This is a genomic window from Yersinia fenwicki (assembly GCF_043099325.1).
Classification (GTDB): domain Bacteria; phylum Pseudomonadota; class Gammaproteobacteria; order Enterobacterales; family Enterobacteriaceae; genus Yersinia.
The window spans coordinates 1,654,869-1,670,601 of the sequence record NZ_CP170755.1; the positions used below are offsets into that span (position 1 = coordinate 1,654,869).

The following is a 15,733-nucleotide window of genomic DNA, read 5'->3' on the forward strand; positions in this document are numbered from 1 at the left end:
ATTTATATCGTTTAGATATAGATTGTTAAGTATCTAGTCGAGAACGCTCTTAAAACGGCTTCTTATGGTTAAAAACCGTATTGGTTAGCCGCCCAAGCTAAATAGAGAGTGTTGTCGTCTGCCTACTTTCACCCCACAGCTCAGGAGCTAAATATGCTGATTATTCGTTTGTATGGTTGTCCAGTCTTCATTGGTTCTGAACAAAAAAAACAGCCCACTGAACATCCTGGAGTGAAAAATGAGTCACCAACACTTAAGCAGTCAATCGCCAATTAATATCGATACATTACCTTTATTGGATCTTTCATTGCTCAATGGCAGTGAAACTGAACGTCAGACATTCTTAGGCGCTTTACGCCATGCCGCGCGAGATATTGGATTCTTTTATCTGACCGGACATGGCATTGACCCCGCGTTATTACAGCAAATCCAAACCTTATCACGTGAATTCTTTGCTCTGCCTGATGAAGAGAAACTGGCGGTTGCCATGGTGCGCTCACCGCACTTTCGTGGCTACAACCGCGCGGCCTCAGAACTCACTCGTGGTCAGCCAGATTGGCGTGAACAGTTTGATATCGGTGCTGAGCGTATACCATTACCTCGAACACCTGGCACCCCGAGTTGGGCGCGATTGCAAGGCCCAAACCAGTGGCCTGAAGCATTGCCCGAATTAAAACCGGCCTTATTGCAATGGCAGCGCGAAATGACGGGTATGGCTTTGCGTTTACTGCGCGCCTTTGCTTTGTCATTGAATCTGGATGAAAACGCCTTTGATGAGCTGTATGGCGATAAACCCAACGAACATATCAAACTGATTCGCTATCCGGGGAGAGAAACCACGCAAAGCGGGCAGGGTGTCGGTGCGCATAAAGACTCAGGTTTCCTCAGCTTCTTATTGCAAGATCAGCAGCGCGGTTTGCAGGTTGAAGTGGAAGACGGGCGTTGGATTGATGCCGTGCCACGGCCAGATACCTTTGTGGTCAATATTGGTGAACTGCTGGAGTTGGCCAGTAATGGTTATCTGCGTGCCACGGTACATCGGGTCGAAACGCCACCAGCAGGGACTGACCGTTTATCCATTGCTTTTTTCCTCGGTGCACGTCTGGATGCCGTGGTTCCGTTATATCCATTAAACGCAGAACTGGCCGCTGAGGCCCGAGGCCCGGCGAGCGACCCCGATAATCCACTGTTCCGTGATGTGGGACTTAATTATCTCAAAGGGCGTTTGCGCTCTCACCCGGATGTAGCAGCGAAATTTTATCCAGAAGTGGTTTCACCATCAGTGGAAACTATCACAACTAATTGATATTAAATTATAAAACTTATTTTTGGGATGATTATCATGACTAAAACACGCATTTCTGGCTTGGTTCGCGCCGCAGTATTGACTGCACTGACCTCTACTTTTACTTTATCGGTGCAGGCTGCCGAGGCCTTGCGGGTTGCGGCCGATCCGGTTCCTCATGCAGAAATTCTGCAATTCGTGCAAAAGCTAGATCCGTCGTTGAACCTAAAAGTCATTGAAATCCCAAATGGCGTTAACTCGAATGAGCTGTTAGCGCATGGCGATGTGGATGCTAACTACTTCCAGCATGTTCCCTACCTGCATTCTCAAGAGCAAGCGCTGGGGCAGAAGTTTGCCGTTGCTGCCACGGTGCATATTGAACCCTTGGGTGTCTATTCCCATAAACATAAAACCTTTGCTGATGTGCCAGATAAGGGCACTGTTGCCGTACCGAATAACGTCACTAATCTCAGCCGTGCGCTCTATTTATTACAAGATCAGGGATTGATCACCTTAAAACCGGGCTTTACCGATCCGGCTAAAAACCAGGCAACACCTAAGGATATTGCCAGCAATCCAAAACATCTAAAAATTCTCGAAATTGAATCACCGCAGATCCCTCGCTCTCTGGATGATGTTGATTTAGCGGTGATCAATGGCAACTATGCATTGGAAGCGGGTTTGAACCCGGCCAAAGATGCATTGGGGCTAGAGAAGGCTGCCGGCAACCCTTATGCCAATATTCTGGTAACCACACCTGCGTTGGAAAATGATCCGCGCATCAAACAGTTGGCGAAAGACTTGCAGTCACCGCAAGTGGCGAAGTTTATCACTGAAAAATATGCCGGTTCTGTTATCCCGGTGGCAGGCATCAAATCATGATTAGCATCGAACGCCTGAGTAAAACCTACACGCAAGGGGGGCTGCCGATGATGGCCCTGGAGGAGATCTCACTGGAGATCCCGACCGGCTCGGTGTTCGGTATTATTGGTCGCAGCGGGGCGGGTAAAAGTACTTTAATCCGCTGTTTGAATCTACTGGAACGGCCCACTTCGGGCCGTATTCAAGTGGATGGCCGCGAGTTAACCACACTTTCTGATCGCGAATTACGCCTGCAACGGCAGAATATCGGCATGATCTTCCAGAATTTCCACTTACTCCATTCACGTAACGTATGGGACAACATTGCCGTTGGGTTGGAAATTATTGGTATGCCGAAAGCACAACGCCAAACTCGCGTGGCCGATCTATTGGATTTAGTCGGGTTGGGTGATAAAGCCCATGCTTTCCCCTCGCAGCTATCCGGGGGGCAAAAGCAGCGAGTCGGTATTGCCAGGGCGCTGGCGGCTAAGCCGTCCTATTTGTTATCCGATGAAGCGACTAGTGCATTGGACCCTGAAACCACCGCTTCGATATTGGCGCTGCTCAGTGATATTAATCGCCAACTGGGGTTAACCATTGTGCTGATTACCCATGAGTTGGATGTAGTGAAATCCATCTGTGATAGTGCGGCCTTACTGGAACGTGGGCGGGTGGTCGAAACCGGTGCGATAGCAGATTTGCTCTCTTCACCTCACTCTCGTCTGGGGCGCTCATTGCTGCCTGCACGTGGCTCGGCATCACTATCCGGCGCGCCGGTGGCGGAGCTGACTTTCTTTGATACCGTCTCGGCCTCGCCGGTACTCAGTGAGTTGGCGCAACGTCATGCGGTCGGGGTCACCCTGCTTGGGGGGGGCGTCGAATCGATTGGTGGTCAGCGTGTCGGACGTTTACAAGTTGATTTCAGCCACCCAGACGGCGGGTTGAATTTAGCTGAAGTCTTACAATTTCTAAATGAGCGTGGTGTGAGGGCTGAACTGATATGAACAGTGGCATGAGTTGGCAGGATCTGCTGGAATTGCTCACCAATGCGACCGGTGAAACTATTTATATGGTGGTGATTGCCACCTTTTTCACGATATTGATTGGACTGCCATTGGGTGTTTTATTATTTGTTTCGCGCCCGAATGGGGTACTACCTGCTCCCCGCTTGAATACATTGGTCGGTGCAATTGTGAATTTGGGACGCTCAATGCCTTTTGTAGTATTGCTTATTGCGCTTATTCCCATTACCCGTTGGATTATCGGCACCACATTGGGTAGCACTGCCGCTATTGTGCCAATCACACTTGGGGCGATTCCATTTTTTGCCCGAGTCGTCGAAGCGGCGCTGGATGAAGTTGATAAAGGGCGAATTGAGGCCATTTTATCGATGGGCGGCTCCGCGCGACATGTAGTCCAAAAAGTGCTATTACCGGAAGCCTTACCGGCTTTGTTAGCGGGGATTACCTTAACCGTGGTGATGCTGGTGGGGTTCTCTTCTATGGCCGGTGTTATTGGCGGCGGTGGTTTGGGCGATTTAGCTATTCGTTATGGTTATCAGCGATTTAATAATGAAGTGATGGTCGCCACCTTAATCATATTGGTGATTTTGGTTCAGGGTGTACAAAGTTTGGGTGATCGGTGGGTTAGGTCATTAGCTCATCGGCGTTAAGCTATATCTGCGTATTTAGGTAGGAATGTTCTCCATTCCTACCTTTTGGGTCTTATTGAATATTAGCCGTTCAGCGCTTGGGCTAAGTCTGCAATCAAGTCTTCGGTGTCTTCAATCCCAACGGATAAACGCAATAGTTGTGGTGTAATTCCATGTTTTAAGCGCGTTTCCAGCGGGATTGAGGCGTGAGTCATGCTGTAGGGCTGACTGATTAAGCTTTCAACACCGCCGAGACTTTCGGCCAGCGTAAACAAATGCGAGCGCTTAATAACGGCGCGGGCGAACTCATCATCGCCTTTCAATCGCACTGAAATCATGCCGCCAAAACCGGCCATCTGTTTGGCTGCCAGCGCGTGTTGCGGGTGGCTTTTTAGCCCAGGGTAATACACGTTTTCCACTTGCGGTTGCTGTTCAAGCCATTCGGCAATGCGCTGGGCGCTATCATTATGTCGCGCCATACGTAAAGCCAACGTTCGTAAACCGCGCAATGTCAGGAAGCTACTAAACGGGTCTAAAATCCCGCCGACTGCATTGTGCAAAAAGCCTAATTGTTCGGCCAGTTCAGGATTATTGCCTACCGCCGCGACACCCGCGACGACATCAGAGTGACCATTCAGGTATTTGGTGGCTGAATGCACCACAATATCAAATCCTAAATCCAGTGGGCGCTGAATATACGGAGAGGCAAAGGTATTGTCTGCCACACTAATCAATTGATGTTTCTTGGCAATAGCAGCAATCGCCGTCAAATCTGCCAATTTTAACAATGGGTTAGTCGGTGTCTCCACCCAGATCATCTTGGTGTCAGGCAAAATGGCCTGTTCCAATGCAGCGGTATCCGCAGGTGAGACATAAGTGACGCGCAAACCGGCAGTGCGGTTGCGTACTTTTTCCAGCAAACGGTAGGTTCCGCCGTATAAGTCATCCACAGCAATGATATGGCTACCTTGATCCAGCAGTTCCAGAACTGTCGAACAGGCGGCTAAGCCAGAAGCAAAAGCATAACCACGAATACCGTCTTCCAACTCTGCGATCGCTTTTTCCAGCGCGGTGCGTGTCGGGTTACCACTGCGGGAATATTCATACCCGGTGTGTTCGCCGGGGGCCGGTTGTGCGAAAGTGGATGTCGCGTAAATTGCGGGCATCACTGCACCGGTGCTGTCTGGGGTATAACCGGCATGGACGGTTAGGGTATCGAACTTTGCCATGATAAAATCCTTAATAAGAGAAGATTAAGCCAGCTTTTGACGCCAGGTATTCAAAACATCGGTACGGGTAATCAGGCCGAGGAATCGCTCTCCATCTAATACCACCGCTACATGCCCATCATTAAAGGTCGCCAGTAAAGAGCGATAATCGGCCTCTTTCTGTAAAGTCTTGACCTGACGAGTCATCGCGCTGCTGACAGGGTGTTTGAAATGAGAGGCATCGGCTTGCACCGCGTTCAGTAAGTCCCATTCGTCGATTAATCCAACCACCTTTTCGTCATCCAATACTGGCAATTGGGAGATGTCGTACAGGCGCATGCGTGCATGCGCGACGGTTAAGGAATCTTCTGGTGAGACAGAAACAGTCGCGCCATCCTCATGGCTATAAGTGATGTAATCACGCAAATCACCCAGTTGAGGTTTACTCAGTAGCCCCTGTTCCAGTAACCAGTAGTCATTGAACATTTTGGACAGATATTTATTGCCGCTGTCGCAGACAAAGGTCACCACACGCTTAGCCGTGGTTTGCTCACGGCAATAGCGCAATGCTGCGGCCAGCAAGGTGCCGGTTGAGGAACCCGCCAATACACCTTCTTCGCGTAACAGGGTGCGCGCGGTGCTGAAAGCTTCAGCATCATCAATGCGATAGGATTTTTTCACCTGAGAGAAGTTACTCAGCGGCGGGATAAAGTCCTCGCCAATTCCTTCGACCAGCCAACTACCAGCATCACCAATGCGGTCGCTGTCAACGAAATCCGCCAAAATGGAACCCGCTGGGTCAGCCAGCACAAATTCAGTTGTCGGTGAAACTTCGGAGAAATAGTGGCTCAGGCCGCTCAGAGTACCGCTAGAGCCCACGCCCACTACGATGGCATCGATTTGTTCGCCCATCTGTTGCCACAGTTCCGGGCCGGTTGAGGTTCGGTGAGCTGCGGGGTTGGCCGGGTTATTGAACTGGTCAATATAGAAAGAACCTGGTGTCTCCTGCGCCAACCGCAGAGCATAGTCCTGATAATAAGCCGGATGACCTTTACCCACATCAGAGCGGGTTAGCAGCACTTGCGCGCCTAATGCGCGCAGATGGAAAATCTTCTCTTGGCTCATTTTATCCGGCACTACTAGTATCAGCTTATAGCCTTTTAGTGCGGCAACCAGTGCCAAACCAAGACCGGTATTCCCTGCGGTGGCTTCAATAATGGTACCGCCGGGTTGCAGCAAACCATCACTTTCTGCCTGTTCAATCATGGAAAGTGCAACACGGTCTTTAATCGAACCCCCCGGGTTTTGGTTTTCCAATTTCACAAATAATTGGCACGGGCCGGTATCAAAGCGGGTCAGTTCCAATAAGGGGGTGTGGCCGATAAGATCAAGTACCGAACGTGGGATAGCCATTATTGACTCCAGTAAAAATTGAGTTAACCGAATGAGTTCGGTTAACCATCTATGGCTGGATAATAGCGCTAGCGGCTTAGGCACTAAAAATAACAAATAACCCATTCATATTCCTTTTGGGAATATAGTTATGATTTTTTAGACGTTTAGGTGCTTAGGTGTAAGGATGTTCAGATAGGCAGACGGTTAGCCGTGTAGCCATCAATACTGTATGAAAATAGCTTCTTTACAAAACAAAACGTAAAACTATGCCCAATTGGCGCGGCAATGGGATAAATTTAGAACGGTACTAATTTGTGGCTAAGCTAATATTTCAGTACCAGTGAAAAAACGTTACTTTTTCGCTAATTGGACAGTGGTTTTTTTGGGAATACCACTTATTTCCGATTATTTGCAAGGATACTCTGGCGACCTCATGATGAAATTTATTCCCCCGTTTAAGCTAAAAAAGCTGACTTTCAGTGCTGGTTTATTGCTCTTGGCACTGCCTTATGCCCACGCGGCTGACTCTCCTGCGGCTCCTGCAATAGACGCCAAAGCCTATGTATTGATGGATTACAACAGTGGAAAAGTGCTGGCAGAAGGGAACAGTGACCAACGCCTTGACCCGGCCAGCCTGACAAAAATCATGTCCAGCTATGTGATTGGACAGGCAATTAAAGCCGGTAAAGTGCATCCGGACGATTTAGTGACGGTCGGCAAAGATGCCTGGGCCACCGGTAACCCGGCACTGCGCGGCTCCTCATTGATGTTTTTGAAACCGGGCGATCAAGTGAAATTGTCCGACTTAAATAAAGGCATTGTGATTCAGTCTGGTAATGATGCCAGCATCGCGTTGGCGGATTATATTGCTGGCAGTCAGGACAGTTTTGTTGGCTTGATGAATAATTACGCCAAAGCGCTCGGCCTCAGTAACACCCATTTCATGACGGTGCATGGCCTTGATGCTCCTGGCCAGTACAGCACCGCACATGATATGGCAGTATTGGGGCAGGCGTTGATCCGCGATGTTCCTGATGAGTATGCATTGCATAAAGAGAAAGAATTTACCTTTAATAAAATCCGTCAGATTAACCGTAACCGATTGTTATGGAGTACTAATCTCAACGTAGATGGTATGAAAACCGGCTTTACCGCTGGCGCTGGGCATAATCTGGTCGCTTCCGCTACCGACGGGCCGATGCGTTTGATCTCTGTTGTGCTCGGCGCACCCAGTGACAGAGTCCGTTTCAGTGAAAGTGAGAAGCTCTTGACCTGGGGATTCCGCTTCTATGAAACGGTGGTGCCGATTAAGGCCACAAAGCCTTTTGTGACGCAGAAAGTCTGGTTTGGTGACACAGGGCAAGCTGAACTGGGCGTGGCAGAGGATGCGGCTATCACCATTCCGAAAGGGCAAATGAAGAATTTGAAAGCCAGTTATAAGCTGAATGAGACTGAGTTGCGCGCCCCGCTGGCGAAGCATCAGGTAGTCGGGACTATTGATTTTCAACTGAATGGGCAAACTATTGATCAGCGCCCATTGGTGGTATTAAACGAAGTCAAAGAGGGCGGGTTCTTCAGCCGAATCTGGGATTTTGTGATGATGAAAATCAGTCAGTTGTTTAGCTAGTTTTAAGCAAAAGGGCGGCTATCAAGTCATCCTTCAGACTGCTAACAAAGTTGATAAACGGGGAAATGTGCCGAATGGGTCGTAACGGCGAAAGCCGTCGGAGCGCCCATCGGTACAGTCACCCCGTCAGTCTCGGTGCGACAAAATAGGTTTGTCATTAACTTCAAGGGCGGCTCTCAAGCCGCCCTTAGTCTTCTATGCTAATAGCAATCAGTTACAGGCAACAATTTTGATTGCCAGGCCACCACGGGAGGTTTCACGATATTTTGAGTTCATATCTTTGCCGGTTTCGTACATCGTTTCGATGACTTTATCCAGACAGACACTTGGCTCACTGGTGCGGCGCAATGCCATCCGCGCCGAGTTAACCGCTTGCACCGCAGAAATGGCGTTACGCTCAATGCATGGCACCTGAACTTGGCCGGCTACTGGGTCACAAGTCAGCCCTAGGTTATGCTCCATAGCGATCTCAGCCGCGATACAGACTTGAGCAGGGCTGCCCCCCATCAACTCAGCCAGACCCGCTGCGGCCATTGAACAAGCTACACCGACTTCCCCCTGGCAACCCACTTCAGCGCCAGAAATAGATGCGTTCATTTTATACAGCGCACCAATAACACCAGAAACCAGGAAATAGCGACTATAGGAGTTCTCATTTACCGGGCGAATGAATTTATCATAGTAAGCCAGTACCGCAGGGATGATACCGCAAGCACCGTTGGTTGGTGCCGTGACTACGCGACCACCCGCAGCGTTTTCTTCATTGACGGCCAGGGCATACATATTGATCCAATCGACAACCATCATCGGATCAGCATTATGCTTATCTGTAGTCACCAGCATACGCCGTAATGCAGCGGCACGACGCGGGACTTTCATCGGGCCGGGCAATAGACCTTCAGTATTAATACCGCGCTCAATACCGGCTCGCATTACATCCCAAATAGCCGCAAAGTGTGCGCTTATCTCGGCTTTACTGTGCAAAGCCAGCTCATTTTGCATCACTAAGCCAGATAAAGATAAACCGGTATCTTTACAGTGCTTTTGTAAGTCACGGGCAGAATTGAACGGGTAGGACACAGTAACTGCGTTGCTATCTTGTTGACCAAAATGAGCTTCATCAACAATAAATCCACCGCCAATGGAGTAATAGGTTTTGCTGAAAATGCAGTCATCACCCGCATGTGCGCTGATGGTCATGCCATTTTCATGCAGCGGCAAGTTGGTTTCATGGAAATTCATTCCACCATTTGCCAGGAAATCGACTTCATGGCTACCATTTGCCAGCAACAAACGTTCCCGCGCGGCTACGTCACGGATAAAACCTGGGATAGCATCAATATCAACGGTATCAGGTAGATTCCCCGCCAGACCCATAATGATGGCGATATCGGTATGGTGACCTTTACCGGTTAGAGATAAAGAACCGTAAATATCAACGGTGACTCGGGTGATGGCAGAAAGATGTCCCAGTGCGATTAAATCATCGGTAAACAGCTTTCCTGCCTTCATTGGGCCGACGGTGTGAGAGCTGGAAGGACCAATACCAATCTTGAAAATGTCAAAAACGCTGACCATATTATTCGCCTCCTTCATGTAAAGGCGTTAATTATTAAAATGCTTATATGCCGTGGGAAAAAGAGCCGGCGCGGACGCACCGGCTTTTGAAACGATTATCCGTTGATGCTAATGAGCTGGCCGTGGAGGTTAGCCAGCATCAGAATCATTTACCGAACAGGCTGAACAAGATTGCTGAGATAGCAATAAGACCCATGATGACCACGAACACGTTACTGATTTTGCCGCTGTATTTACGCATCGCAGGAACTTTATGGATGGCGTACATTGGCATCAGGAACAATAGCATCGCGATGATTGGGCCACCCAGCGTTTCAATCATACCCAGAATGCTTGGGTTCATGGTTGCTACGATCCAGGTGGTGACCAGCATGAACAGTGCAGTGATGCGGTTCAGTTTGTCATGATTGATTTCTTTGCCTTTGCTGCGCAACGATTTGATCATCATGCCATTGAAGCCTTCACGTGCGCCCAAATAGTGACCCAGGAAAGATTTGGTGATAGCGATAAAGGCAATAACCGGTGCCATATAGGCAATCATTGGGGTATTAAAGTGGTTAGCCAGGTAAGACAGAATGGAGATATTCTGGCTTTTCGCTTCTGCCAGGTCAGCAGGAGACAAGCTCAGGACGCAACTGAAAACGAAGAACATCACTGTAACAACCATCATGATGTGTGCGAAAGCTAAAATGCGGGAGCATTTTTTCTCAGCATCAACACCATATTCTTCGCGTTTTGCTACCGCAAAGGCGGAGATGATTGGGGAGTGGTTGAATGAGAACACCATCACTGGAATTACCAGCCACAGAGTCATCCACAGACCACTACCAGTACCATTACCATCCATGGAGACGTGTTCGAAGATAGCACTTGACCAGTTAGGGATCAGGTAAACAGCCAGCAACATTAATACTGCAACAAATGGGAATACCAGAATACTCATTGCTTTCACAATGGCATGCTCACCAAAGCGCACGATAGTCATCAGGCCGATGATAAGGATCAGCTACAGAATGGCACGCGGTGGGGATGGCAGATGCATCTGATGAGTAATAAAGCTATCAACGGTGTTGGTAATTGCGACACTGTAGACCAACAAAATTGGGTAGATAGCGAAGAAGTAAAGCAGGGTAATCAGTTTACCCGCGCCTTGACCAAAATGCTCCTCAACTACTTCAGTGATATCTTCTCCCGGATTTTTACCTGACAGCACAAAACGGCACAGGCCACGGTGCGCATAGAAGGTCATTGGAAAAGCGATAATAGCCATAACGATAAGAGGCAGAAGGCCGCCGATACCCGCATTGATTGGCAGGAACAATACACCTGCACCGATTGCTGTACCGTACAGACCCAACATCCACATGGTGTCACTTTTACGCCATGTACTTGATGAAGTTTTTCCCGAGGAGGCAATTGTGCCTGTTTGAGTAGTGTCCATGAAAAATCTCCAATGTGAACACGTTAATTTTAAATTAAGAGCCGAAAGTTAAGTACCTGTAATGCCTTATTTAGCGACGTTATCAGGCGAAAAATTCAGTCAAAACGATTTGTTTAAAGTTGGTACCCTGGTTATTACTTTGGTGTCGTGGTTGTGATTTATACCTAAACGTTAAAGTGCAAAATTTAACCGATTTTATGAGGATGAATTCGCTTTATCGGATATTTTTGTTGTCCAGTAAAGAACAGTAGTTTTTGCTGGCGGCAAGATAGCGATTTGTAGTGAAAACTACCGTGATCATGCTCGCAAATGCTCAATAAACTCGACATTCATGACTTGTTGCGAATTTACAACCAAGTGTTATGTGAATGTTTATAATCTATCAATAAGCACAATGAAAACACCTCTTTCTTACTGAACAATAAATAAACAAGTTATTGTTTATCCCTTAATATCTTGGTGGGCAATATATTTTAACCCGGCGTGCGAATCTAGTAAAAATCAATTTTTTCACCGCTTTGTTGACGAACATCATTAATCGAAAGAAAGTGAGTTTATTTAACCTTATGATATTTAATGTATTTATATTTTTACGCTTATTGGCAATAGCATCTGGAAATGGCGGTGATATAAACAATGAAATAAGAAAAAAACAATAAGAGTGTTGATGAACAGGAATAAGTCAGCGAGTGATTATTGGCACTCTATGCTTTATTTGTCATATGAAAATGTGTAATTAGTAATTGTCAGACAATAAACTAACGTCATCCCTTTAATTGAATGCATTAAAAGAACACTAAATGTTAAATTAATTTACCTTAAACCTAAATATAAGTGGATATTAATTCTACAATGGAATCGTGTTTTAAATTTATTATGGATAAAAACACCATTAAGCCACAATTTAAATATGGTTATTTGCCGTCAGGTTATTTTGCTTAAATATAATCCATTTTTTATCTGATATTGGTGAGGGAGTTATCCACTGAGTATTTTTTGAACTAGGATTTTTACTATATAATCAAGGGCGTCAGCCAATGGATAACATAAAAGAGAGGGGGTATCTAGCACACAGCCAGATACGGTGCCCTGCATCTTGCCGTTATCCATATCTGTAAAGGGGGGGAAGAACCTAACAGTAGGTTTTGATATTGTGCTGTAAGAAGAACTGGCTGAATTCGCTATCCGGCTGACGGTTGGTCACAATGGCATCAAAAAGTGTTAACGCACCAATACTGGCAGGCTTTATTTTGCCAAATTTACTGTGATCAGCCACTAGGATTTTATGCTGGGATTTGGCTATGGCACGGTGTTTCAACAAGATCTCATCAAAGTTGAAACAGGTGGCGCCATACTCAATAGAAACGCCTGCCGCAGAGATAAAAGCTTTATTTGGGCAAGCATTATCCAGCTCATTATGTTGGCTGATAGGGGTGAAAATGTAGTTATTGGGTTTGAATTCACCCCCGCATAAGATAACTTTGCAATTGGGTTTATCTTGTAAGGATAGGAAGGTATTGAGGGAATAGCAGATGGCAGTAAACGACAGTTCCTCATCTATCTCATCGATTATTGAAGGAATTGTGGTGCCGCAGTCAAAAAAAACGGTATCATTTTCCTCAATAAGACGTGCCGCTAACTGACCAATTAGGCGCTTTTCTTCCACCTGTTTAGCTTGTTGGTCGGAAACAAAATAGTTATTGGCATTGTTGCTTTTGGGGTCCATCACTACATAACCGCCAAGCAAAATGACTGAAGTAGGTTCGGCACTCAGATCTCGCCGAATTGTCATTTCAGAAACACGCAATAGATTAGCTGCGTCTTTTAGATGGATCTTGTCTGAGCGCTTAAGGGCCTGAGTAAGTTTATTGATACGTTCTGCACGGCGAGTTTCCATAAGCTATCCCTGACGAGTTATTTTTAACACCATGTACCGTAAAGTAAAAAGCGTAAAGTAAAAAGCACAAAACAAAGAGTGCAAACAGTACATGGAATCAGTAAGCCCGGCAATAACCGGGCTTTACCTGTCATACTTCAAGCTACATGTGCGTTGGCAGCTCTCGTTCACCCGAATCACTTACCTGAGTAAGCTCATCGGGATTGAGTCAATTGCCGCTTTTCTGCAACTTGAATTATTTGGGGTATATACCCATCATTCTTCAAGCTGCCGGCACGGGTTACTCTCCATCCGACAGCGTGAGATCTATTGGATATGTAATAAATCAGTAACTTGACGCCGATGCTTGCTGACCTGAAACGATAGTAACCCCAGAGCTGGTGCCAATTCGTGTCGCGCCAGCCTTAATCATTGTTTCTGCTGTCGCTCTGTCACGAACCGCGCCGGAGGCTTTGACTCCCATCTCTTGGCCTACTGTGGCACGCATCAGTTTGACATGCTCTTCTTTAGCCCCACCAGTGCTGAAACCTGTTGAGGTTTTAACAAAAGCGACGTCAAGCTCACGGCACATTTCACAAACTTGTACGATTTGTGTATCGCTAAGCAGGCAGGTTTCTAATATTACCTTCAACGGTGTGGAGGCGCAATTATCGCGCACGGCCTTGATGTCCGCTTTAACCTCTGCGATCTTGCCACTTTTCAACCAGCCAACATTGATAACCATATCAATCTCTTGTGCACCAGCTTTGATAGCGGCTTGGGCTTCAAAGGCTTTTGCTTCGGTCAAGCCAGCACCCAGCGGGAAACCAATGACTGAACACACTTTAACCGAGGTGCTTGCTAACTGCTGTGCCGCAACGGGAACGTACCCAGAGTTAACGCATACAGCATAAAAATGATGCTGCTTGGCCTCTTCGCACAGCTTAACAATTTGCTCTTCGGTGGCATCCATTGCCAGTAGGGTATGGTCAATATAATTAGCGTAATTGATGGTCATGATTTTTATCCTTTCGTTTATCTATAAGTTAGCTCTGTTGTTATAATAATAACATTGTTAGGAAAAAACAAAGCTAATTCTCACATTTTTAGCTGTTTTAGATTTTATTTTGTTATTTTAATTACATTTATGAAGGTTAAATAATCATCTGAAGCACCATGCATCGGCGTAATTATTTGATTTTTTGTACATTTTAAAATTGTGAAAGGATCTTGCGGAGAACTTGGCCGGCATTTTAATCTGCCGGCAATGTGAGATGAGTCACATAGAGGGCGCTAGTTTCTGACCCATCCTCTGCTGATAGGTAAGGCAAACCCAACGTGATAAAGGCGTTTCATGCCATTTGAAATAGCATCACCGAACAAGTTCCATACCAATTGTGCAAACAGACAGCCGACAATTCCTAGCAAAAATGCACCCACCATATCTAATGGCCAGTGCACACCCAGGTAAATTCGTGACCATGCAATGGCGATAGCTACGACCATCAGGCTGATAGCGGACCACAGTTTGTGCCAGAAAACAAAGGCCAGAGCAAAAGTGAAAATAGCGGTGCCGTGATCGCTTGGGAAAGAACTATCGGGCGCGTGATTCATAAAGTTATAACCAAAACCGACGACAAAGGGTCGGTCGTGGGGGATAAGCATCCCGATGCAGGAGGCTGAAAGCATGGAGAAAGCAAGTGCGATAGCAGCTTTGGTTACTAAGGCACGCTGTGAGTCCATACTGCTTTGTGGCCCCCACAACCACATCCCCACTAATAATATGGGGATAATCATAATCAAATCGCGTGCGATAAAAGTCGCAAAAGAAATTATCCATGGCGATGATGCTGGAGTGGCATTTATCATGGAAAAGAAAAAGTAATTCATTTGTTCAATCATTCTTTACCCTTATCACGGTTGTAAAAACCGCTGATCATCCAATACACAGCCAATTGGCTGAGCCAAACCCACCAACCCGCCCACAGGTTGTGGGTAAGAAAATGAGCCCCGCGCATGATTTGTCCAAAACCCATCAACATGCCAAGACTCACACCCGCAAACCAACACCATAAAGCCCAGCGTGGCCGCTCGGGGTAAAACAAGAAAAACAATGACATTACTGCAAAGCCACTAGAGGCATGGCCGCCGGGAAAACAGTGGCCAGGGCCAGCGCCGACCGGGGCTGTTGCCGTTAGCACATAGCTCAGGGATTTACCGCCATACTCCACCAGATCCCAAGGGCAGGAGTGGGCACTGGTCGCTTTCAGCACACCTATCACCAACGGGCCGATGCCGAACAGCAGCATAGTGGTCACTACGCGCTTATTGTGGCGATAAAGACCCCATAGCAACGTGACGACGGCAGCGCTGATAATGGTTATTTTCAATAAGCGATGATTCAGTAAATCCAGCCAGTAATTATTTTCCCATGGAAAATGTTGCGAGGCGGGATCAAACCAATAATTACTGATAAGCCAATCCAATTGCTCATCACGGGATAACCAAAGAAACAGCAATCCACTGATCACCAATGCAAAAACCTGCCAAAAATAAAAGGATAACGGCAATGAGTAAAGGGAGTTTGTCCTAATTGTCAGTGCCGTTGAGGTATTATTTAATGTCGATGTGGTGGCGCTTGATTGAGGAACAGGTTTGTTGATCTTCACGAAATAGCCTGGAGCAGAAGTAGTGATGTTTCAACTGTAATAATTTTGTCTTAAGAAAGCCTTAAGCGTAGGAATGGAATGTTCGAATTTCAGGCAAGAAAAAACCCGACTAGTCTTGAACCTAAGAAGGCGGGACTATCGG

General features: G+C 46.9%; 12 protein-coding genes and 1 pseudogene. 5 read left to right on the forward strand and 8 right to left on the reverse strand.

The features are described 5' to 3' along the window. The first annotated feature begins 238 nt into the window (after positions 1-238). Genes ACF3VQ_RS07490 through ACF3VQ_RS07505 form a run of 4 tightly spaced genes read left to right on the forward strand, consistent with a single transcriptional unit; the run spans position 239 to position 3,818 of the window. Positions 239-1,306: an isopenicillin N synthase family dioxygenase gene (locus ACF3VQ_RS07490; protein WP_392434348.1), complete on the forward strand. Its 1,068-nt coding sequence runs from the start codon at positions 239-241 to the stop codon at positions 1,304-1,306. A 36-nt stretch (positions 1,307-1,342) separates the two neighbouring features. Further along, complete coding sequence (locus ACF3VQ_RS07495) at positions 1,343-2,167, forward strand: MetQ/NlpA family ABC transporter substrate-binding protein (protein WP_392434349.1); 825 nt, start codon at positions 1,343-1,345, stop codon at positions 2,165-2,167. Beyond that, positions 2,164-3,150 carry a methionine ABC transporter ATP-binding protein gene (locus tag ACF3VQ_RS07500; RefSeq protein WP_392434351.1) on the forward strand — a complete coding sequence of 329 codons (987 nt, stop codon included), beginning with the start codon at positions 2,164-2,166 and terminating at the stop codon, positions 3,148-3,150. Before ACF3VQ_RS07495 ends, ACF3VQ_RS07500 begins: the two co-directional genes overlap by 4 nt. Then, the gene (locus ACF3VQ_RS07505) at positions 3,147-3,818 is read left to right on the forward strand and encodes a methionine ABC transporter permease (RefSeq protein WP_392434354.1); all 672 of its coding nucleotides are present in this window, start codon (positions 3,147-3,149) and stop codon (positions 3,816-3,818) included. The genes ACF3VQ_RS07500 and ACF3VQ_RS07505 overlap by 4 nt, the downstream gene beginning before the upstream one ends. Before the next feature lie 62 nt (positions 3,819-3,880). Here ACF3VQ_RS07505 and ACF3VQ_RS07510 read toward each other — a convergent pair whose 3' ends face one another. Together ACF3VQ_RS07510 and ACF3VQ_RS07515 are read right to left on the reverse strand one after the other, a co-directional pair. Next, positions 3,881-5,026: a trans-sulfuration enzyme family protein gene (locus ACF3VQ_RS07510; protein ID WP_392434356.1), complete on the reverse strand. Its 1,146-nt coding sequence runs from the start codon at positions 5,024-5,026 to the stop codon at positions 3,881-3,883. 24 nt (positions 5,027-5,050) lie between these two features. Further along, positions 5,051-6,418 (reverse strand): pyridoxal-phosphate dependent enzyme, encoded by a 1,368-nt coding sequence (locus tag ACF3VQ_RS07515; protein WP_392434359.1) that lies wholly within the window; start codon positions 6,416-6,418, stop codon positions 5,051-5,053. Positions 6,419-6,833: 415 nt separating this feature from the next. Between ACF3VQ_RS07515 and ACF3VQ_RS07520 the strand changes: the two genes are divergently transcribed. Then, positions 6,834-8,027, forward strand: a complete 1,194-nt coding sequence (locus tag ACF3VQ_RS07520) for a serine hydrolase (RefSeq protein ID WP_392434362.1) — start codon at positions 6,834-6,836, stop codon at positions 8,025-8,027. 210 nt (positions 8,028-8,237) lie between these two features. Here ACF3VQ_RS07520 and ACF3VQ_RS07525 read toward each other — a convergent pair whose 3' ends face one another. The 6 genes and pseudogenes from ACF3VQ_RS07525 to ACF3VQ_RS07550 form a co-directional block, all read right to left on the reverse strand. Next, entirely contained in the window at positions 8,238-9,605 is a 1,368-nt protein-coding gene (locus ACF3VQ_RS07525; protein ID WP_392434364.1) for an L-serine ammonia-lyase, read from the reverse strand. Between the two features lie 145 nt (positions 9,606-9,750). Continuing rightward, positions 9,751-11,046, reverse strand: a pseudogene (locus ACF3VQ_RS07530) (HAAAP family serine/threonine permease). 1,132 nt (positions 11,047-12,178) lie between these two features. Then, positions 12,179-12,943, reverse strand: a complete 765-nt coding sequence (deoR, locus tag ACF3VQ_RS07535; protein ID WP_392434367.1) for a DNA-binding transcriptional repressor DeoR — start codon at positions 12,941-12,943, stop codon at positions 12,179-12,181. Positions 12,944-13,268: 325 nt separating this feature from the next. Beyond that, positions 13,269-13,940, reverse strand: coding sequence for a deoxyribose-phosphate aldolase (deoC, locus tag ACF3VQ_RS07540; protein ID WP_392434370.1), 672 nt, complete (start codon positions 13,938-13,940; stop codon positions 13,269-13,271). 275 nt (positions 13,941-14,215) lie between these two features. Next, entirely contained in the window at positions 14,216-14,821 is a 606-nt protein-coding gene (gene ybjG, locus ACF3VQ_RS07545) for an undecaprenyl-diphosphate phosphatase (protein WP_392435483.1), read from the reverse strand. Next, on the reverse strand, positions 14,821-15,591 hold the full coding sequence (locus ACF3VQ_RS07550) for a phosphatase PAP2 family protein (RefSeq protein ID WP_392434373.1): 771 nt from the start codon (positions 15,589-15,591) through the stop codon (positions 14,821-14,823). The genes ybjG and ACF3VQ_RS07550 overlap by 1 nt, the downstream gene beginning before the upstream one ends. Positions 15,592-15,733: the final 142 nt, after the last annotated feature.